This is a genomic window from Pseudomonas sp. R1-43-08, assembly GCF_003852255.1.
GTDB lineage: Bacteria > Pseudomonadota > Gammaproteobacteria > Pseudomonadales > Pseudomonadaceae > Aquipseudomonas.
In genome coordinates, this window is the sequence record NZ_CP027734.1 from 3,083,610 (window position 1) to 3,101,960 (window position 18,351).

Here is an 18,351-nt window from a genome sequence, read left to right on the forward strand (position 1 = left end):
GGGGCTTGTCGAGCCCCTGCACGGGCGTTGCGGTCTACAAACCCAAACGGGTAAGCACCGGTAATCGTGTAGGCGGTAGTTAGCTATATGGGCCGCCATGATGCGGGGGCTCGGCTATGCTTTGTCGTACCTCACTCAGTCGCACCTCATTGCGAGGAATCCATGGACGACCCACAGCACAAACCGCCCACGTTCTGGCAGATGCTCCACAGCGTCATGGCCGCCGCCTTTGGCGTGCAAAGCGGCAAGAACCGCGCCCGCGACTTCACTCACGGCAAGCCGAGCCATTTCGTGATCATGGGTATTGTATTCACGGCAGTGTTTGCGCTGACGCTGTTTGGCATTGTCAAGCTGGTGCTGCACCTGGCCGGGGTATGAAGCCGGCCGAGGCGGCAAGGACTGCAAGCTGAAGGGATGACTTACTGGTGGCTGACCCAGAACACAGCGGTGCCCACCACAAGGATGATCAGGAACAGAATCGCCCAGGCGTCCACGGTGCTGTCGGGTTTACGTATTTTTGTCGAATTGCTCATCGCATCGCCTCTTGTCGGTTTTGTAGGTGATTGCCCTAAGACTCGACACCAGTAAAGACCAGACTTGCCCCTATGACAAATGTGGATATCGCAATAACCCTTCCCATTAGTCATTTTGGTTATGTGCATATACTCAAACATCACTTTTGCGCATAAACGCAAACTGGTATCGTGCGCCGGCTCCGTTGGGAGTGCGCGGCCGTGCGCGCAGATTTGCCGAGAACAGGACCTATATGTACGTATACGACGAATACGATCAGCGCATCATCGAGGACCGCGTCAAGCAGTTCCGTGATCAGACCCGACGCTACTTAGCAGGTGAACTGAGCGAAGAAGAGTTCCGCCCTCTGCGCCTGCAAAATGGCCTTTATGTTCAGCGCTTTGCGCCGATGCTGCGGGTGGCTGTGCCCTATGGCCAGCTGACCTCGCGCCAGACGCGCATGATGGCCAAGATCGCCCGCGACTTCGACAAAGGCTACGCCCACATCAGTACCCGCCAGAACGTGCAGTTCAACTGGCCGGCCCTGGAGGACGTGCCGGACATCCTGGCTGAACTGGCGACCGTGCAGATGCACGCCATTCAGACCAGCGGTAACTGCCTGCGCAACGTGACCACCGACCAATTCGCCGGCGTCGCCTTCGATGAAGTGATCGATCCGCGTCCCTGGTGTGAAATCGTGCGTCAATGGACCACCTTCCATCCCGAATTTGCCTACCTGCCGCGCAAGTTCAAGATCGCCATCAATGGCTCGACGTCGGACCGCGCCGCCATCGAAGTCCACGACATCGGCCTGGAGCCGGTGCACAACGCCGCCGGCGAGCTGGGTTTCCGGGTGTTGGTGGGTGGCGGCCTGGGGCGTACCCCGGTGGTCGGCGCCTTTATCAACGAGTTCCTGCCGTGGCAGGACCTGCTGAGCTACCTCGACGCGATCCTGCGGGTTTACAACCGTTATGGTCGCCGCGACAACAAGTACAAGGCCCGGATCAAGATCCTGGTCAAGGCGCTGACCCCTGAGGTGTTCGCGCAGAAAGTCGACGCCGAGATGGAACACCTGCGCGGCGGCCAGACGACCTTGACCGAAGCCGAAGTGCAGCGCGTGGCCAAGCACTTCGTCGACCCCCAATACAAAACCCTGAGCAATCAGGACGCCGAGCTCGCGGCGCTCGACCAGCAGCATCCGGGCTTCGCCCGCTGGCGCACGCGCAATACCCTGGCGCATAAACAACCGGGCTATGTGGCGGTGACCCTGTCGCTCAAACCCACCGGCGTGGCACCGGGCGACATCACCGACAAGCAGCTGGACGCCGTCGCCGACCTGGCCGACCGCTACAGCTTCGGCCAGCTGCGCACCTCCCACGAGCAGAACATCATTCTCGCGGACGTCGAGCAGAGCCAACTGTTCACCCTGTGGGGCGAACTGCGCGAAGGCGGTTTCGCTACGCCGAACATCGGCCTGTTGACCGATATCATCTGCTGCCCGGGCGGCGACTTCTGCTCCCTGGCCAACGCCAAGTCGATCCCGATCGCCGAATCGATCCAGCGCCGTTTCGACGACCTGGACTACCTGTTCGACATCGGCGAGCTGGACCTGAACATCTCCGGGTGCATGAACGCCTGCGGCCACCACCACGTCGGCCACATCGGCATCCTGGGCGTGGACAAGAAAGGCGAAGAATTCTACCAAGTGTCCCTGGGTGGCAGCGCCAACCGTGATGCGAGCCTGGGCAAGATCCTCGGCCCGTCCTTCGCCCAGGAAGCCATGCCCGGGGTGATCGGCAAGCTGATCGACGTGTACATCGAACAGCGCACCGAAGATGAGCGTTTCATCGACACCTACCAGCGCATCGGCATTGACCTGTTCAAGGAGCGCGTCTATGCAGCGAATCATTAAGCACAACGAAGTCGTCGACGAAACCTGGCACCTGCTGCCCAAGGACGCGAGCTTCGACGGCATTTCCAACTGCGACGATCTGATCGTCCCATTGGCGCTGTGGCGCGAACACGGCCACGCCCTCAAGGCCCGCGACGGCGGCCTGGGCGTGTGGCTGGACGCCGATGAAGAAGCCGAGGAGATCGGTGATGACGTGGAGCATTTCCAGGTCATCGCCCTGAACTTCCCGGCCTTCACCGACGGACGCAACTACTCCAACGCCCGCCTGCTGCGTGAGCGCTATGGCTACAAGGGCGAACTGCGGGCGATTGGCGACGTGCTGCGCGACCAACTGTTCTACCTGCGCCGCTGCGGCTTCGATGCCTTCGCCTTGCGCGCCGACAAAGACCCGTACGAAGCGCTGGAAAGCCTTAAAGACTTTTCGGTGACGTACCAGGCTGCAACGGATGAGCCGCTACCGCTATTCCGACGCCGCTGAGTAAAAAAATGTGGGAGGGGGGTTGCTCCTGATTGCGGTGGGTCATCCAGCTTAGGTGGGACTGACACACCGCCATCGGGAGCAAGCCCCCTCCCACATTTGGATCTGCGTACATCCGGCAGCTTTTGCGGCGGGCGCACGACGTTGGAATAGATAGCAACCCACATATAGCCAGGCGAACACGGTCAAGTAACCAATGGCTCCTCACTCGACGCACCCGCCAATACCGCGCAGCCATGACGCAATCTTCACATTAGAGGCGGAGCATTCGCCGTGATCGAACTGTCCTCTACTGATCAGCAGTTATTCATCTCACTGACGATTGGAGTTCTTCATGGCGAAAATCAATCTGGCCCAGCAGTTGGCAACCACCCTTGAACAGGCGGGTATCAAGCGCATCTGGGGCCTGACCGGCGACAGCCTCAATGGCCTTACCGACGCCCTGCGCAGCATGGACAGCATCGAGTGGATGCATGTGCGCCACGAAGAAGTGGCCGCGTTCGCCGCCGGTGCCGAAGCCGCCGCCACCGGTGAGCTGACGGTGTGTGCTGGCAGTTGCGGGCCGGGTAACCTGCACTTGATCAATGGGTTGTTCGATTGCCATCGCAACCATGTGCCGGTACTGGCGATTGCCGCGCAAATTCCGTCCTCGGAGATCGGCCTGAACTACTTTCAGGAAACCCATCCCCAGGAGCTGTTCAAGGAGTGCAGCCATTTCATCGAGCTGGTGAGCAACCCCGAGCAGATGCCCCAGGTGCTGCATCGCGCCATGCGTTCGGCGATCCTCAATCGGGGCGTGGCGGTGGTGGTGATCCCCGGGGATGTCTCGCTGCTGGAAGTGGAGGACAAGCTCAAGCCGTGGCCGGCGCTGCATGCACCGCGCACCTTGCCGGCAGAGGCCGATCTGCAGCGGCTGAGCGAGATCCTCCAAAGCAGTGAAAAAGTCACCCTGCTGTGCGGCAGCGGTTGCGCCGGCGCCCATGATCAAGTGGTCGCGCTGGCCGATGCCCTCGGCGCGCCGGTGGTGCACGCACTGCGCGGCAAGGAGCATGTGGAGTGGGATAACCCGTTCGACGTCGGCATGACCGGCCTGATCGGGTTCAGCTCCGGCTACCACGCCATGCTCGATTGCGACACCCTGATCATGCTCGGCACCGACTTCCCCTACCGCCAGTTCTACCCGACCGACGCGACGATCGTTCAGGTCGACCGCGACCCCCAGGCCCTGGGACGACGTACGACCCTGGACCTGGGCATCGCCGCCGATGTCAGTGAAACCCTCGACGCGTTGCTGCCACGCCTGACCCGCAAGACAGATCGCAGTTTTCTCGAAACCTCGTTGAAGCACTACGAAAAAGCCCGCCAGGGTCTGGATGACCTGGCGCAACCGTCCAAGGCAGATCGGCCGATCCACCCCCAATACGTGGCACGCCTGCTCAGCGAGCTGGCCGATGACGACGCGATCTTCACCGCCGATGTCGGCTCACCGACCGTATGGGCCGCGCGCTATTTGAAAATGAACGGCAAGCGCCGGCTGATCGGCTCGTTCAACCACGGTTCGATGGCCAACGCCATGCCCCAGGCCATCGGCGCACAGGCGGCATTCCCTGGGCGCCAGGTGATCTCGATGTCTGGCGACGGCGGTTTCACCATGTTGATGGGGGATTTCATTTCTCTAGCGCAATTGAACCTGCCAGTGAAACTGATCGTGTTCAATAACGCGTCACTGGGTTTCGTCGCGATGGAGATGAAGGCGGCAGGCTACCTGGACACAGGAACCGAGCTGAAAAACCCGGACTTCGCGGCCATGTCCAACGCCATGGGCATCCTGGGGATCCGTGTGGAGCAATCCGAAGACCTGGAGCCGGCCCTGCGCCGCGCCCTGGCCCACGACGGCCCGGTGCTGGTAGATGTGGTGACCGCGACTCAGGAGCTGGTGATGCCGCCGAGCATCAAGCTGGAACAGGCCAAGGGGTTCAGCCTGTATATGCTCAAGGCCGTGATGAGCGGGCGTGGCGATGAAGTGATCGAGCTGGCACGCACCAACTGGCTGCGATGATGCCCTGTGGGAGGGAGCTTGCTCCCTCCCACATCAGCACGCCTTGTCAATTCAGCCCTTTTGTTTTTCGACCCACTGGCCGAAGGCATCGATAAATGCCTGCAGGAACGGCCTAGTCTTCTCCGACAGCTTGCCCGCCTCGTCGAACACACTGCCCGCGCCGCCCAGGTAGGCTTCCGGCGCTTGCATGCACCAAACATCCAGAAACACCAAAGACTGGCGCAGGTGATGGTTGGCACCAAAGCCACCCATGGCGCCCGGCGACACGCTGATGATCGCCCCCGGCTTGGCGCCCCAGACACTCTGCCCATAAGGGCGGGAGCCTACGTCGATGGCATTCTTCAACGGCGCGGGCACGGAACGGTTGTATTCCGGGGTCACGAACAGCACTGCGTCGGATGAACTCACCTGTTTGCGGAAAGTACTGTAGGCTTCGGGCGCTGCCGCACCTTCAATGTCCTCGTTGTAGAGCGGCAGATCGCCGATCTCGACAATATTCAACTTGAGGTTGGCGGGGGCCAGTTCGGCCAATGCCAGGGCGACCTTGCGGTTGATCGACTCTTTTCTCAGGCTGCCAACCAGGACGGCAATCGTGTAGACCTTGCTCATTGAGGTTTCCCGACGTGTGACTAAAGGAGCGAGTAGTTATAAAGGCTTCGCGGCGCGTGCACCAGAGTGTTTTGCGAATGCCCAAGAAGTCGCCACGCTCGCGCCCGCGTAGGAAACATCTGAAACTTTAAACGAATAGTATTTTTTTCTTATAGGTAAACTACCCCGCTCACTGACGGTCTACAGAACCGCAAATCGAGTGTTTATCTCCAGAGGTTCTAAACAGATGGCAGCAGTATTAGTCGGACAGTTTCATGCCAGAGACGCGGAAGGCCGCGTGTATTCGGTGCATGAGTTCCAGGAATCCAACCCGGCGCACGACGACCTGGCTGGCTCGGCGCCTACCACCTCCTACAAGCTGGCCATTGGCGACCGTGTAGAAAAACTGGAAGGTGATGAGTTCAAATTGATCCAGTCGGGCACGATTATCGTCCGCGAATCTCCGACCTCCCTCGTGTCATAAGATTTCGCCCTGTCCACCTGCCCAGTCCTCGCGACTGGGCTGGGGATGCTTACGGGCTGCGGATTTCCGTTACTTCAATGCCCTGCTCGCCCTGCTTGAGCGTCACCACCAACTGCCCTCTCTCCCCTTCCACCGCATACATCGAACGCTTGTAGCCCGACCGATCGTAAGCGGGGTACGCCTCCACCTGCCTGATCAACGTCATACCGAGCACCGCGCCCACCTGCTCGGCGACCTGTTCCTGGGAACGGATAAACGCTTCGAGTGCGAGGTTTTCCGGCGCGTATTCATCGTGATTATTGAAGAAGTAAGCCGCCAGGCACCCCACGGTCACCAGGACCAGGAGTTGCTTGGCCGTTACCCCGAAAAGCGTCGAGGGTAGAGGCATTTGAGACCAGACCTGTTTTTGTTGTAAGTACCGGGTACCCGGCATTGGTCGTTGCTGATCAGACGCCTCATTCTAGTGAGGTCCTGGCTTAACGCCATAGGCAGGGGCGACCCGTGCAGTCTTTTTTGCGCACGGGGCCCTGCACCATTGAATCCCCAACCCACTGCACCTAGACTCCGGCCATGCGTTTACGTCATATCGAAGTGATTCAGGCCATCTTGCAGACCGGACACCTCGGCACGGCCGCCGAGTGGTTGCAACTCTCCGTGGGCGAGGTAGACGCCACGCTCAAGGATGCCGAACTGCAACTGGGGTTCATGCTGTTTGCCAGTATCCGCGGGCGCCTGCAAGCCACCCGTGAAACCCTGGAGCTGCAAGCGCAAATCGCCCCCCTGTACGACGCGCTTGAGCCGATACAGCGCCTGGCGAGCCGCTTGAAACACCATCACGCGCCGACCTTGCGTGTGCTGTGCACCCCGCCGCTGGCCAACCAATTACTGCCCCAGAGCATCGCCCTGCTGCGCCGACGGTTCCAGGATACGCCGTGCAACCTGTCGAGCCAGCCGACCCGGGAGATCGTCAGGCGCCTGTTGCTGCATGAAACCGATGTGGGCCTGAGCCTGCATGACCCGCAACACCCGCACATTCAGAGTCGCGTGCTGGCCCAAGGCAAACTTCAATTGCTTGCCCCCCATGGCTGGCTGAAACCCAAGCAGAAGTACATTGCGCTGCAGGATCTGGCGGGACAGTCGATGATTGGCCTGGAGGGCCACGACCCGTTGAGCCGTCTGCTGGACGCCAAGCTGCTAGCTTTGCGCCCGCTGCCGGTGGTGCAGACGCGGGTACAGACTTACCAGATGATGCGCAGCATGGTCGAGGCGGGAGAAGGCCTGGCGGTGGTCGACCCGTTCACCGCCTTCGGTGCGCGGGACGCGGGGCTGGATGTGTGCCCGATATCACCCCCGATCAGCGTCAACCTGTATGCATTGACCTTGCAGGACGGGGCCGCTTCACCGGCCCTGAATGCACTGCTGGAGATCGTCACGCAAAAGGCCGAGAACCTGCTGTCCAACGACACCAAGCCGCAGTAGACGCGAGCTGACGTGCTACCCCGTCTCAGATCGATTCGACTTCGCTCTTGAACAGCCGATACCAGAAAATCGCCACTTCGCGGGTTTGCGGGTCGATGCCACGATAGCGCAGTTGATCGATACCCCCCATCACGTACCCGCTACGTTCATACAGGCGACAGGCACCAAGGTTGTTGTTCTGGGTTTCGAGCATCATGCCCGGCAGGTTCTTCTTGCGTGCCCAGAACTGCGCCACGTCCAACAGCGCCTTGGCGACACCGTGACGCCGCGCAGGCAGCGCCACCGCCAACTCGTCGACATGGGCAAAACCGTTCCAGTTGGTACTGATCACGACGTGGCCCACCGCGCAATCATCCAGATAGGCCATGAAGACCGCGCTGTCGGCCGCACTGCGAAAGCTGGCGAATTCTTCAGGGTCGATGCCGTAACACTTGCGGTACGGCAGGATGCGCTCCACCGGCCATTGATCGACCCGCTTGCCCATCTGCGGCACACCATAGGCGCTGACCTCAAAACTGAAGTCATTGCCCCATACATAAGCGTCGAAGCCTTCGTCGGCGACTCGCACACTGAGCCCTGGATACTTCGGGTTCATGACAGCTTGCATAACGTTCCTTAACCTTTGATGCAATCGACGGTGTAACAACGACCACTGCCGTCATCTTCGTGTTGCAACCCATGCACATCGGCGACAAAACCGGGAAAACTGCTATCGAACGTCCGGGCAAACGCCAGATAGTCGATGATCGAACGGGTTGACTCGGTAAAGCGCTCGCCCGGCATGATCAGCGGGATACCCGGCGGATACGGCACCAGCATCACGGCTGCGATGCGTCCTGGCAAGGCATCGATGGATACCGCTTCCACTTCGCCCCTGACCAACTGGTCGTAGGCATCGGCCGGCTTCATCGCAATCTCCGGCAACACCGTATACATGCGCTTCAGATGCCTGGCCGTCGCGTTGCTGCGATAACAACTGTGCAACTGGTCGCACAGGTCCCGCAACCCCAAGCCCTGATAACGTACCGACCCCTGGGCATAGACCGAGGGCAGGCAACTGGCCAGGCTGGTATTGGCATCATAGCTGCGCTTGAATTCCAGCAATTCGGTGAGCAAGGTACTCCATTTGCCTTTGGTGATGCCCATGGAAAACAGCACGAGGAAAGAATACAGCCCGGTTTTTTCCACCACCAGGCCGCGCTCCCAGAGAAACTTGCTGACCACGGCGGCGGGAATCCCGTGATCGCTCAAGGCGCCGCCGGCGGTGAGGCCGGGCATTACCAGGGTGACTTTGATCGGGTCCAGCAGCACATAATCTTCAGCCACGTCGCCAAAACCATGCCAGTCATCCTGAGGGTGCAGCAGCCAGTCCGCGGTGACGACCCGGTCGATACCGGCCACCGACGGCGGCTGCCAGATCGAAAACCACCAGTCATCAGCGGCGATATGCTGACGCAGGTTGGCCAGCGCACGACGGAAACTCAGGGCCTCATCGAACATTTCCTGCAACAGCGAGCGACCCGCCGGGCCTTCCATCATCGCTGACGCCACGTCCAGGGAGGCGATGATGCTGTATTGCGGCGAGGTGGAAATATGCATCATGAACGCTTCGTTGAAGCGGTCACGGTCCAGTTGCCGCGCTCCGCCGTCCTGCACGTGAATCATCGACGCCTGGCTGAAGGCCGCCAGCAGTTTGTGGGTGGAGTGCGTGGTAAACACCAGCGGGCTGTCCGGCGTGCGCGAGGTACCCATGCCGTAGCGCCCGGCGAAAAACTCGTGGAACGCCGCGTAGGCATACCAGGCCTCATCGAAGTGCAGTACCTCGACGCTGTTACCCAGTTGCTGCTTGATCAGCTCGGCGTTGTAGCACAGGCCGTCGTAGGTGGAATTGGTGACCACCGCCAGCTTTACCTTCGCCGGACGGCCATGGGTCAGCGGGCTGGCGTCGATCTTGGCGCGGATCGAGTCGGCACTGAATTCGCTCAAGGGGATGGGGCCGATGATCCCCAGCTCATTGCGCTCCGGGCACAGGTACAAGGGGATCGCGCCGGTCATGATGATCGAATGCAGTACCGACTTGTGGCAATTGCGGTCGACCAGGACCAGGTCATCGCGACCGACCATGGAGTGCCAGACGATCTTGTTGGCGGTGGAGGTGCCGTTGATCACGAAAAACGTGTGGTCAGCGCCAAAATTGCGCGCCGCGCGGGCTTCGGCTTCAGCCAGCGGCCCGGTGTGATCGAGCAGCGAACCCAGCTCGGGGACCGAGACAGACAAGTCCGAACGCAACGTATTTTCCCCGAAGAACTGGTGAAACGCCTGCCCCACCGGGCTTTTGCGATACGCCACGCCACCGCCGTGGCCCGGGGTGTGCCAGGAGTAATTGGAGTCGGCGGTGTGTTGCACCAGGGCCTTGAAGAACGGCGGCAACAAACCATCGAGGTAGGCGCGCGCCGCACGCGCGACCTGGCGCGCGAGAAACGGTACGGTGTCTTCGAACAGATACAGGATGCCGCGCAACTGGTTGAGTTCGCTCATGGCATCCGCCGGGGCGTTTTCCAGGGTGACTTGCTCGCCCAGCGCGAAGATCGGCAGGTTGGGCGCCCTCACACGCGCCAGGCGGATCAGCTCGACCATGTTTTGCAGCAAGTGGGTATTTTCCCCGGCGCCCTCGGCGGCGATCAGCATGCAGGCAAGGCCGTGGTGGGTGGACGCCACCAATCGCCCTTCGGCGTAGTCCACGGCGGAAAAGATACTGAAGCCCTCCTGCTCCAACTCCCTGGCGATGCCTCGAACCCGATCACCGGCAACGGTGTCGGCCTTGATGTCGCGGTGCACGATAAGGACGGGAAACTTCAGGTCTTTGTACATGGGCGCTCCTACTCCTGAGGGCTTGCACTCAGGGTAGAAGCTGGAAGCGAATGTGGCGAATGAAGATTTTCACAGACAATGAAGATCAATACAGTGGACCACTTTCGCTTGACTGACTGGCATTAGGGCTTGCCCCCGATGGCCATGGGTATCTACACAACTTTGGTATGGCCCTGAATCTGTGGCGGCTCGGGACCCGAAGCCTCTCTAACTTATGCCCCGCGACCAAAATGTGGGAGGGGGCTTGCCCCCGATGGCGGCCTGATAGCCGACCAGGATGTTGGATCAGAGCGAGTACATATCCGTTGCTGCGGTAACGGCTGCTATGGGTTCCGCCCTTACGGCGGCTCACTTTTGAAAAGCGCAAAAGTAAGCAAAACGCTCTTGCCCCACCACTCGGCACCTCGCCTAGGCTCGGTGTGCCTAGATCAAAAGCAAGATCAAGAGCGACTCGCTTTGCATCGTGGTTACCGTAGGCTGCTACAAAGTTGTGTAGATACCTATGCCCCGATGGGAGTGTGTCAGTCACCGCCACCAGCGACTGATCCCAGCCTTCGGGAACCCGCCCATTGCCACATTTACCCTCTGCTGTTTGAGGATGGATGACCTGTAGGTACAATCAGCGCCCTCTTCCACTCTCCCAAGGAACCGCCATGTCCGGGCTTGAACTGTTCGCCGCCGCCCTGGGGGTGATCGCTGTGTGGCTGACGGTCAAGCAAAATCCCTGGTGCTGGCCTATCGGCCTGGTGATGGTATTGCTCTACACCTGGGTGTTCTTTGACGTGAAGCTCTATTCCGACATGCTGCTGCAGGGGGTCTACGCCGTGCTGCAAGTCTACGGCTGGTGGCAATGGACCCGTGCCGGCACGGTCAAGCAAGGCCGTCAGGTCAGCAGCCTGGGCTGGCCGGCCATCTTGACCGCCCTGGTCGTCGGCGCGGTGTTCAGCCTGTTGCTCGGCGCCGCCATGGCCCACTGGACCGACGCCGCCCAACCCTGGCTCGACGCGGCCCTGACGGGTTTCAGCCTGGTAGCGCAGTTGTGGATGGCGCAAAAACGCGTGCAGTGCTGGCCGCTGTGGATCGTGGTGGATGTGATTTTCGTCGGGCTATTCCTCTACAAAGGCCTCTACCTCACCGCCGCGCTCTACGCACTCTTCACCGTAATCGCCGTGCAGGGCTGGCGTGAATGGCGCGCCGACCCGGCGTTGCACGCATGAAAGTGGTGGTACTGGCGGGCCCTGAATCCAGCGGCAAAAGTTGGCTGGCGGCTGAGCTGCACGCCCACTTCGGCGGGCTGATGGTGGGTGAATATGTGCGCTATTTCATCGACCACCACCAGCGCGATACCTGCCTGGCGGATATCCCGGCGATAGCCCAGGGCCAGTTGGCCTGGGAAGACGCCGCGCGCGCAGCGCAGCCTGATTTGCTGATCCTCGACACCCACCTGCTGACCAACACACTCTGGAGCCAGACCCTGTTCGGCGACTGCCCCAGCTGGCTCGACAGCGAACTGCTGGCCCGTCACTACGACCTGCATCTGCTGTTGTCGCCCGAAGACGTGGAATGGAGCGCCGACGGCCAGCGCTGCCAACCCGACCTGGCCGACCGCCGAGCGTTCTTCCAGGCCAGCCTGGACTGGCTGCATGCGCACCAACAGCCTGTGGTGGTGATCCGGGGAGACTGGCAAGCGCGCCGGAACGCCGCGTTTGCTGCGGTCGAGCGCTTGCTTGGGGCGACAACTGTCGGTTAACGCTTTTTGCGCGTGCCGAGCTGAATCCAGGTCGGCGCGTGGTCGCTGGCATGCGCCTCGTTACGCACCCAGGCATCGACGCCCGCGTCCTTGAGGTAGGGCTTGAGCGCAGGGTTGAGCAACAGGTGGTCGATGCGCAGGCCGGAATTTTTCTGCCAGTGCTGGCGGAAATAGTCCCAGAACGTATACACCCGCTCTTCGGGGTACAAATGACGCACTGAGTCGGTCCAGCCCTGGTCAAGCAGGCGTTGATAGCAGGCGCGGCTCTCGGGTTGCAACAGCGCATCCTTGAGCCAGGAGCGTGGGTTGTAGATGTCCAGGTCGGTGGGCACCACATTGAAATCCCCGGCCAGCACCACCGGGTGATCACTGGCTTGCAACGCCTGGGCATAGTCGATCAGGCGCTCGAACCAGGCCAGTTTGTAGTCGAATTTAGGCCCGGGTTGCGGGTTGCCGTTGGGCAGGTACAGGCAGCCAACCAACACGCCGTGCACAGCCGCCTCGATATAGCGGCTTTGCTGGTCGCTCTCGTCACCGGGCAGGCCCCGCCGGCTTTCCAGCGGCTGCGCGTCCTTGGCCAGAATCGCCACACCGTTCCATGAGGCCTGGCCCAGGCAGATCGCGCCGTAGCCGGCCGCTTCGAAATCAGCATAGGGAAACAGGCTTTCCGGCGCCTTGAGTTCTTGCAGGCAGACGATGTCCGGCTGCTCGCGGGCCAGCCATTGCAGCAGGTTAGGCAGACGGGCACGAATACCGTTGATGTTGAAGGTGGCGATTTTCAGCGCTTTCATGGGGTGGGGTCCTTTCGGGGCTCTTGGGATAGAGCCCCGAAATGCCGCAGATGTTCCATGCGCGAGCGAGTCGGCCTCAGTAACCCAACGACAGGCCGGTGTTGCGACGCGGGTCATTCGCACCATAGAAGCGGTTGTTGCCCACCGGCTTGCCACCCAGGGCCGGCGCGCCCACCAGGATCGCGGCCAGGTGGTTGGCGTCCTGGGGACCGGCGAACGTATGCCCCCAGCTCTCGAGGATCTTCTGGGTGTCCGGGCTCACCGCGAAGGTTTCAAGGTTGGTGGTCTGCGGCATCCACTGCTGGTGGAAGCGCGGCGCGTCCACGGCCTCCTGAATGTTCATCTTGTAGTCGATGACATTGAGGATGGTCAGCAAGGTCGCGGTAATAATGCGGCTGCCGCCTGGCGTGCCCACCACCATCACCGTCTTGCCATCCTTGGTCACGATAGTCGGGCTCATCGACGACAGCGGCGCCTTGCCCGGCGCAATGGCGTTGGCTTCACCCTGGACCAGGCCGTACATGTTCGGCACGCCGACCTTGACGGTGAAGTCGTCCATTTCATCGTTGAGGATCACCCCGGTCTTGCTCGCCATCACGCCCGCGCCGAACCAGTCATTGAGGGTGTAGGTGACGGAAACGGCGTTGCCCCAAGTGTCGACGATGGAATAGTGGGTGGTGTTGTTGCCTTCATGGGGCGACACGCCCGGCTTGATCGCCTGGGAATCCCCGGCCTTGTGTGGCTCGATCGCGTCGCGCAATTTGGCCGCGTAATTTTTATCCAGCAGATGGGCGATCGGGTTCTTCACGAAATCCGGGTCGCCGAGGTAGCTGTTGCGGTCTACATAGGCGTGGCGCATCGCTTCGATCTGGTAGTGCAAGCCCTGGGCCGAGTGGTACCCCAGGTCTGCCATCGGGTAGCCTTCGAGGATGTTCATGATCTGGCAGATCACCACGCCGCCAGAGCTTGGCGGCGGCGCCGAGACCACATGGTAGCCACGGTAATCGCACTCGATAGGCGCCAGTTCGCGGGTCTTGTAGGTGTCCAGGTCAGCCTGGGTGATCAGGCCCTTGCCGGCCTGGCTCGACTCCACCAGGGCGTTGGCGACCCAGCCTTTATAGAAGCCATCGCTGCCCTTGGCGGAAATTTCCTTGAGGGTCCTGGCCAGGTCCTTCTGCACCAGTTTCTGGCCGACCTGCATCGGTTGGCCGTTATGCAGGAAGATCCCGCGCAGATCCTGGTCTTTCTCGAATTCGCCGGTGGCGGTGTGCAGCAGGTCGATATCACCCTGCTCCAGGGCAAAGCCGTTCTCCGCCAGTTTGATCGCCGGCGCGATCACCTGGGCGCGCTTGAGGGTGCCGTACTTGCTCAGCGCCAACTCCATGCCCGAGACAGTGCCAGGTACACCGACGGCCAGGTGGCCCTTGGCGCTCAGGCCTTCGACGACATTGCCGTCCTTGTCCAGGTACATATCGGCCGTGGCCGCCAGCGGGGCTTTTTCGCGAAAGTCGAGGAAGGTCTTGCGCCCGTCCGCCAGCTGCACGGTCATGAAACCGCCGCCGCCCAGGTTGCCCGCCGCCGGGTACACCACCGCCAGCGCGTAGCCCACGGCCACCGCCGCATCCACCGCGTTACCGCCGGCCTTGAGCACCTCCACGCCGACCTGGGTGGCCAGATGCTGGGCGGTGACCACCATGCCATTTTCACCGGCCACCGGGGCCTGGGAAGCGGCGTGCACGCCACTGACCGTCAACACCAGGGCAGTGGCAATCAAGGTGCGGCTGAAGGGTTGGTATTTCATCCATGGCTACTCTATTTATTGAGATGCACCAAAATAGCCCTTCCCTTATTCAATCCCCAGCGCGATGGCGCTTTTGTTACAGAACCTGTCGGTCATGGAACGGCTACCTGAAACAATCAGCACTGGCCTATAAATTGAATGGCGCTAGAATCAGCGCCACTCTTTATTCGCCGCCTCATACGAGCCCCTCCATGAGCTTTGATTTCGACACGATCCACCCACGCCTCGGCACCGGCAGCACCAAGTGGAACCGCTACCCGCAAGACGTTTTGCCGATGTGGATCGCCGACATGGACATCGCCACCCCACCTGCCATCCTTCAGGCATTGCATGCGCGCCTCGACCAGCAGGTGCTCGGCTACAGCGTCGCCGGCCCGGATGTGCGCGAGGCGATCATCGCCGACCTGTGGGCCAAGTACGCCTGGCGCGTGCAACCGGATGAGCTGCTGTTCCTGCCGGGCGTCGAGCCGGGTTTCAATATGGCCCTGCACGCGTTTGTCCAGCCAGGCCAGCCGGTGGTGCTGCAAACGCCCAACTATCGGCCGATTCGCCTGGCGCCCGGCCACTGGAATTTGCCACGCATTGAACTCCCGTTCGAGTGGATCGAGGGCGAATACCGCACGCCGCTGCCGGCGCTGCGCCAGGCCCTGACCGGCGCCGGTGCGCTGCTGTTGAGCAATCCGCACAACCCCATCGGCAAAGTCTTCCCCCGCTCAGAACTGTTGGCTGTGGCCAACGCCTGCATGGAAAGCGGTGCGCTGATCATCTCCGACGAAATCCATGCCGAACTGTGCTTTGACGGCCGTCGGCATATCCCGATCGCCAGCTTCAGCGAAGAGATTGCCCAGCGCACCATCACCCTGATGTCGGCGAGCAAGGCCTATAACGTGGCCGGTCTGAAGACCTGTTTTGCCGTGGTGCAGAATGCCGAGGTCCGCGAGCGTCTCAACCAGGCCCGTTGCGGCATGGTCGACAGCGTCAGCCCCCTGGGCCTGGAAGCTACCCGCGCCGCCTACAGCCAATGCGGCGCCTGGCTCGACGCGCTGAAGCACTACCTGCAAGCCAACCGTGATTACCTGCTCGATGCCGTGCACACCCGCCTGCCCGGCGTGGTGATGCATGCACCACAAGGCACCTTCCTCGCCTGGCTCGATTGCAGCGCCCTGGGCCTGGAAGACCCGCAGCAGTTCTTCCTGGAACAGGCCAAGGTCGGGTTGAGCGCCGGCATTGAGTTCAGCGATGACAGCCAGCAGTTCGTGCGCCTGAACTTCGGCTGCCCACGGTCGATGCTGGAAGAGGGTCTGCAACGTATGGAACGCAGCCTGAAAAACCGCTGAATGGGCTGGAACCGCGAAAGGCTTTTTCAGCACTCAAGGGAATCCCCTTGTGCGGCTGAACCTTTCCCGGAGCTTTGCGCCCTATGCTGTCGACACGCCCTGCAACCAACGGCCCTGTGCAATTCACAGAATCATTCAAGCCGAACCCGTCACCGCGCGAACCTGCACCAACGGGCTCGGCTCTAAAGGCCGCTGCCTCCACCGCATCGCATCGATTGATGCGCTTTGTGGGGCTGAAACATCCTCTGGCTAACCCGCCCGGCGCGCGTTCAGACATCAAGACTGTGGAGGTTGAAATGGGCCGGTCAGTCTCTTTGAATGGAGGCCACGACCCGCTCGCTACCCGCGGGTTGTCGGACTGCTCGGCGCTGGCAGTGCTCACCGGCTGGAACGGATCCACCTACCAGAATCGCACCTTGATGCATCTTACCGGCAGTAATCTGGAACTGGGCCTGAATCCGGGAAATAGCGATACTCGAGCATTGATGCACAGATTGCAGGCATCGCTGGACAAGAACAGTCATGTGATCCTGGTAGCCGGGGTGAATTCAAGTTCCCTGCAAGGCATGGCAACGACCATCGGGCAAACCCTGCACGGCGAGCAGCCGCTACGGGACCTGCTCATCGGCCGCTCAGACGCGGCAGTGACTCTGGCCAGTTCCACCGGCATCACAATCAATGCCGATGGCACCTTCAAATTGCTCGACGGACCCGGTAAAGGGGTACTCAGTCGCGAAGACGTCGCCAGCGTGTTTGATCGCGTCGACTGAAAGCGCCCGCCTGAGGCTTTTTAAAGCTTGGCGATCGACACTTCGGTGGATTTCACAAAGGCAATTACTTCACTGCCCACCTTCAACTCCAGGTCACGCACCGAGCGGGTGGTGATCACCGACGTGACGATGCCGGACGCGGTTTGCACGTCGATTTCCGACACCACTTCACCCAGCAGGATTTCCTTGATCACGCCCTTGAACTGGTTGCGCACATTGATCGCTTTAATGGTCATGTCGGCTTTCCTTTTGGCTGTTGAGTCAATCCGCACGAATGCGCAGGCACTCAAAATGCGCTTTCGGAAAGAACAATAAAAGGAATATATAACTCTTTATTTATTCGATATTGATATATACAAACTGTTGCCCAGCCAACAGCACTTCAACAATCTGCCTGCATCCGCCACAGCCTCCACTCGGCACACATGCGCAAACACGCGACAACGCAGCTGGCACAGAGACTGCATATTCCTCAAAAGCATGATGGAACATGCAAACTAATTTTCTGAATATAAGAAAACTCTAAACGCCCACGTGCCCGGAGCTGTTCCATGAAACCCTTCGCCCAACGCTTACTTGGCGCATGCGCCCTCGCCCTGTGCCTGCAACCAATGGCCCAGGCCGCCGACACCGATCCCGCAAAAGTCAATCTCGACTACGCCTACTACTCGCCCGTCAGCCTGGTGCTCAAGCATTTTGGTTGGCTTGAACAAGCCTTGCCGAATTCCAAGGTAGGCTGGGTATTGAGCCAGGGCAGTAACCGTTCGCTGGAATACCTCAACAGCGGCGGCGTGGATTTCGCCTCTTCCGCCAGTTTGTCCGCGGTGCTGAGCCGGGCCAACGGCAGCCCGATCAAATCGGTGTATGTGTACAGCCGCGCCGAGTGGACGGCCCTGGTGGTGCGCAAGGATTCGCCCTTCAACAGCGTCACCGACCTCAAGGGCAAGAAAATCGCCGCTACCAAAGGCACCGACCCCTACCTGTTCACCCTGCGCAGCCTGCAACAGGCCGGGCTGAACAAGGACGATGTGGAACTGGTGCACCTGCAGCATCCGGACGGCCGCACCGCCCTGGAAAAAGGTGACGTTGACGCCTGGGCCGGCCTCGACCCGCATATGGCCGCCAGCCAGATACAGGCCGGTTCGCGCCTGCTGTATCGCAACAAGGACTTCAACAGCTACGGCGTGGTCAGCGTCACCGAGCAGTTCGCCAAGGCGCATCCGCAGACCATCACCACGGTACTGGGCGCCTATGAAAAGGCCCGGGATTGGGCGGTCAAGCACCCGGATGAGTTCGCCAAGCTGCTCGCCGATGAATCCGGCCTGCCGTTGGAAGTGGCCAAGCTGCAGCTGTCGCGTACCGACCTGAGCACACCGTTCTTGAGCAGCAAGGATGTGCTCGCCTCCAAGGCCGCCGCGCCGATCCTGGTGTCCGAAGAGCTGGTGCGCAAAGGGGTGAACGTGGACCAGGTGATCGACCAGTTGCTCGACACCTCGTTCGGCCGCTGAGGAGCGCGTG

18 protein-coding genes are annotated in these 18,351 nt (G+C 60.8%); 11 read left to right on the forward strand and 7 right to left on the reverse strand.

Going from position 1 to position 18,351, the window contains the following annotated elements:
- Positions 1-162 precede the first annotated feature (162 nt).
- From C4J87_RS14035 to poxB, 4 genes are all read left to right on the forward strand, one after another.
- Entirely contained in the window at positions 163-378 is a 216-nt protein-coding gene (locus C4J87_RS14035; RefSeq protein WP_124367274.1) for a DUF2970 domain-containing protein, read from the forward strand.
- Between the two features lie 388 nt (positions 379-766).
- Positions 767-2,425, forward strand: coding sequence for a nitrite/sulfite reductase (locus C4J87_RS14040; protein WP_124367275.1), 1,659 nt, complete (start codon positions 767-769; stop codon positions 2,423-2,425).
- The gene (locus C4J87_RS14045; RefSeq protein ID WP_124367276.1) at positions 2,409-2,903 is read left to right on the forward strand and encodes a DUF934 domain-containing protein; all 495 of its coding nucleotides are present in this window, start codon (positions 2,409-2,411) and stop codon (positions 2,901-2,903) included. Before C4J87_RS14040 ends, C4J87_RS14045 begins: the two co-directional genes overlap by 17 nt.
- A gap of 334 nt (positions 2,904-3,237) precedes the next feature.
- On the forward strand, positions 3,238-4,962 hold the full coding sequence (poxB, locus tag C4J87_RS14050) for a ubiquinone-dependent pyruvate dehydrogenase (RefSeq protein WP_124367277.1): 1,725 nt from the start codon (positions 3,238-3,240) through the stop codon (positions 4,960-4,962).
- A gap of 51 nt (positions 4,963-5,013) precedes the next feature.
- Here the strand turns inward: poxB and C4J87_RS14055 are convergent, their stop codons facing one another.
- A complete protein-coding gene (locus tag C4J87_RS14055; protein WP_124367278.1) occupies positions 5,014-5,571 on the reverse strand; it encodes an NADPH-dependent FMN reductase in 558 nt (185 codons plus the stop codon).
- A 226-nt stretch (positions 5,572-5,797) separates the two neighbouring features.
- On the opposite strand from C4J87_RS14055, the gene C4J87_RS14060 reads away from it, so the two are divergent.
- Positions 5,798-6,034, forward strand: a complete 237-nt coding sequence (locus tag C4J87_RS14060; protein ID WP_124367279.1) for a hypothetical protein — start codon at positions 5,798-5,800, stop codon at positions 6,032-6,034.
- A 49-nt stretch (positions 6,035-6,083) separates the two neighbouring features.
- On the opposite strand, the gene C4J87_RS14065 is transcribed toward C4J87_RS14060, so the two are convergent.
- Positions 6,084-6,422, reverse strand: a complete 339-nt coding sequence (locus C4J87_RS14065; RefSeq protein WP_124367280.1) for a hypothetical protein — start codon at positions 6,420-6,422, stop codon at positions 6,084-6,086.
- A 182-nt stretch (positions 6,423-6,604) separates the two neighbouring features.
- On the opposite strand from C4J87_RS14065, the gene C4J87_RS14070 reads away from it, so the two are divergent.
- Positions 6,605-7,513 carry a LysR substrate-binding domain-containing protein gene (locus tag C4J87_RS14070; RefSeq protein WP_124367281.1) on the forward strand — a complete coding sequence of 303 codons (909 nt, stop codon included), beginning with the start codon at positions 6,605-6,607 and terminating at the stop codon, positions 7,511-7,513.
- Positions 7,514-7,538: 25 nt separating this feature from the next.
- On the opposite strand, the gene C4J87_RS14075 is transcribed toward C4J87_RS14070, so the two are convergent.
- Positions 7,539-8,120 (reverse strand): GNAT family N-acetyltransferase, encoded by a 582-nt coding sequence (locus C4J87_RS14075; RefSeq protein ID WP_124367282.1) that lies wholly within the window; start codon positions 8,118-8,120, stop codon positions 7,539-7,541.
- A gap of 8 nt (positions 8,121-8,128) precedes the next feature.
- Positions 8,129-10,384 carry an Orn/Lys/Arg decarboxylase N-terminal domain-containing protein gene (locus tag C4J87_RS14080; RefSeq protein ID WP_124367283.1) on the reverse strand — a complete coding sequence of 752 codons (2,256 nt, stop codon included), beginning with the start codon at positions 10,382-10,384 and terminating at the stop codon, positions 8,129-8,131.
- A 653-nt stretch (positions 10,385-11,037) separates the two neighbouring features.
- On the opposite strand from C4J87_RS14080, the gene pnuC reads away from it, so the two are divergent.
- Complete coding sequence (gene pnuC, locus C4J87_RS14090; RefSeq protein ID WP_124367284.1) at positions 11,038-11,601, forward strand: nicotinamide riboside transporter PnuC; 564 nt, start codon at positions 11,038-11,040, stop codon at positions 11,599-11,601.
- Positions 11,598-12,134 (forward strand): AAA family ATPase, encoded by a 537-nt coding sequence (locus C4J87_RS14095; RefSeq protein ID WP_124368979.1) that lies wholly within the window; start codon positions 11,598-11,600, stop codon positions 12,132-12,134. Before pnuC ends, C4J87_RS14095 begins: the two co-directional genes overlap by 4 nt.
- On the opposite strand, the gene xth is transcribed toward C4J87_RS14095, so the two are convergent.
- Both xth and ggt read right to left on the reverse strand, forming a co-directional pair.
- Positions 12,131-12,925, reverse strand: coding sequence for an exodeoxyribonuclease III (gene xth, locus C4J87_RS14100; RefSeq protein ID WP_124367285.1), 795 nt, complete (start codon positions 12,923-12,925; stop codon positions 12,131-12,133). The two genes, C4J87_RS14095 and xth, sit on opposite strands and share 4 nt — an antisense overlap.
- A gap of 76 nt (positions 12,926-13,001) precedes the next feature.
- Positions 13,002-14,726, reverse strand: a complete 1,725-nt coding sequence (gene ggt, locus C4J87_RS14105; RefSeq protein WP_124367286.1) for a gamma-glutamyltransferase — start codon at positions 14,724-14,726, stop codon at positions 13,002-13,004.
- Positions 14,727-14,917: 191 nt separating this feature from the next.
- Here ggt and C4J87_RS14110 point away from each other — a divergent pair, with 191 nt between their 5' ends.
- A complete protein-coding gene (locus C4J87_RS14110) occupies positions 14,918-16,063 on the forward strand; it encodes a MalY/PatB family protein (RefSeq protein WP_124367287.1) in 1,146 nt (381 codons plus the stop codon).
- Between the two features lie 83 nt (positions 16,064-16,146).
- Positions 16,147-16,833, forward strand: a complete 687-nt coding sequence (locus tag C4J87_RS14115; RefSeq protein WP_124367288.1) for a hypothetical protein — start codon at positions 16,147-16,149, stop codon at positions 16,831-16,833.
- 20 nt (positions 16,834-16,853) lie between these two features.
- Here C4J87_RS14115 and C4J87_RS14120 read toward each other — a convergent pair whose 3' ends face one another.
- Complete coding sequence (locus C4J87_RS14120) at positions 16,854-17,069, reverse strand: molybdopterin-binding protein (RefSeq protein WP_003173733.1); 216 nt, start codon at positions 17,067-17,069, stop codon at positions 16,854-16,856.
- A 315-nt stretch (positions 17,070-17,384) separates the two neighbouring features.
- Here C4J87_RS14120 and C4J87_RS14125 point away from each other — a divergent pair, with 315 nt between their 5' ends.
- Positions 17,385-18,341: an aliphatic sulfonate ABC transporter substrate-binding protein gene (locus tag C4J87_RS14125; RefSeq protein ID WP_124367289.1), complete on the forward strand. Its 957-nt coding sequence runs from the start codon at positions 17,385-17,387 to the stop codon at positions 18,339-18,341.
- Positions 18,342-18,351 lie beyond the last annotated feature (10 nt).

What these genes read in the sequence shown, in the direction of transcription:
- C4J87_RS14035 (WP_124367274.1), top strand. Translation starts at nt 163, where the DNA reads ATGGACGACCCACAGCACAAACCGCCCACGTTCTGGCAGATGCTCCAC.
- C4J87_RS14040 (WP_124367275.1), top strand. Translation starts at nt 767, where the DNA reads ATGTACGTATACGACGAATACGATCAGCGCATCATCGAGGACCGCGTC.
- C4J87_RS14045 (WP_124367276.1), top strand. Translation starts at nt 2,409, where the DNA reads ATGCAGCGAATCATTAAGCACAACGAAGTCGTCGACGAAACCTGGCAC.
- poxB (WP_124367277.1), top strand. Translation starts at nt 3,238, where the DNA reads ATGGCGAAAATCAATCTGGCCCAGCAGTTGGCAACCACCCTTGAACAG.
- C4J87_RS14055 (WP_124367278.1), bottom strand. Translation starts at nt 5,571, where the DNA reads ATGAGCAAGGTCTACACGATTGCCGTCCTGGTTGGCAGCCTGAGAAAA.
- C4J87_RS14060 (WP_124367279.1), top strand. Translation starts at nt 5,798, where the DNA reads ATGGCAGCAGTATTAGTCGGACAGTTTCATGCCAGAGACGCGGAAGGC.
- C4J87_RS14065 (WP_124367280.1), bottom strand. Translation starts at nt 6,422, where the DNA reads ATGCCTCTACCCTCGACGCTTTTCGGGGTAACGGCCAAGCAACTCCTG.
- C4J87_RS14070 (WP_124367281.1), top strand. Translation starts at nt 6,605, where the DNA reads ATGCGTTTACGTCATATCGAAGTGATTCAGGCCATCTTGCAGACCGGA.
- C4J87_RS14075 (WP_124367282.1), bottom strand. Translation starts at nt 8,120, where the DNA reads ATGCAAGCTGTCATGAACCCGAAGTATCCAGGGCTCAGTGTGCGAGTC.
- C4J87_RS14080 (WP_124367283.1), bottom strand. Translation starts at nt 10,384, where the DNA reads ATGTACAAAGACCTGAAGTTTCCCGTCCTTATCGTGCACCGCGACATC.
- pnuC (WP_124367284.1), top strand. Translation starts at nt 11,038, where the DNA reads ATGTCCGGGCTTGAACTGTTCGCCGCCGCCCTGGGGGTGATCGCTGTG.
- C4J87_RS14095 (WP_124368979.1), top strand. Translation starts at nt 11,598, where the DNA reads ATGAAAGTGGTGGTACTGGCGGGCCCTGAATCCAGCGGCAAAAGTTGG.
- xth (WP_124367285.1), bottom strand. Translation starts at nt 12,925, where the DNA reads ATGAAAGCGCTGAAAATCGCCACCTTCAACATCAACGGTATTCGTGCC.
- ggt (WP_124367286.1), bottom strand. Translation starts at nt 14,726, where the DNA reads ATGAAATACCAACCCTTCAGCCGCACCTTGATTGCCACTGCCCTGGTG.
- C4J87_RS14110 (WP_124367287.1), top strand. Translation starts at nt 14,918, where the DNA reads ATGAGCTTTGATTTCGACACGATCCACCCACGCCTCGGCACCGGCAGC.
- C4J87_RS14115 (WP_124367288.1), top strand. Translation starts at nt 16,147, where the DNA reads ATGCTGTCGACACGCCCTGCAACCAACGGCCCTGTGCAATTCACAGAA.
- C4J87_RS14120 (WP_003173733.1), bottom strand. Translation starts at nt 17,069, where the DNA reads ATGACCATTAAAGCGATCAATGTGCGCAACCAGTTCAAGGGCGTGATC.
- C4J87_RS14125 (WP_124367289.1), top strand. Translation starts at nt 17,385, where the DNA reads ATGAAACCCTTCGCCCAACGCTTACTTGGCGCATGCGCCCTCGCCCTG.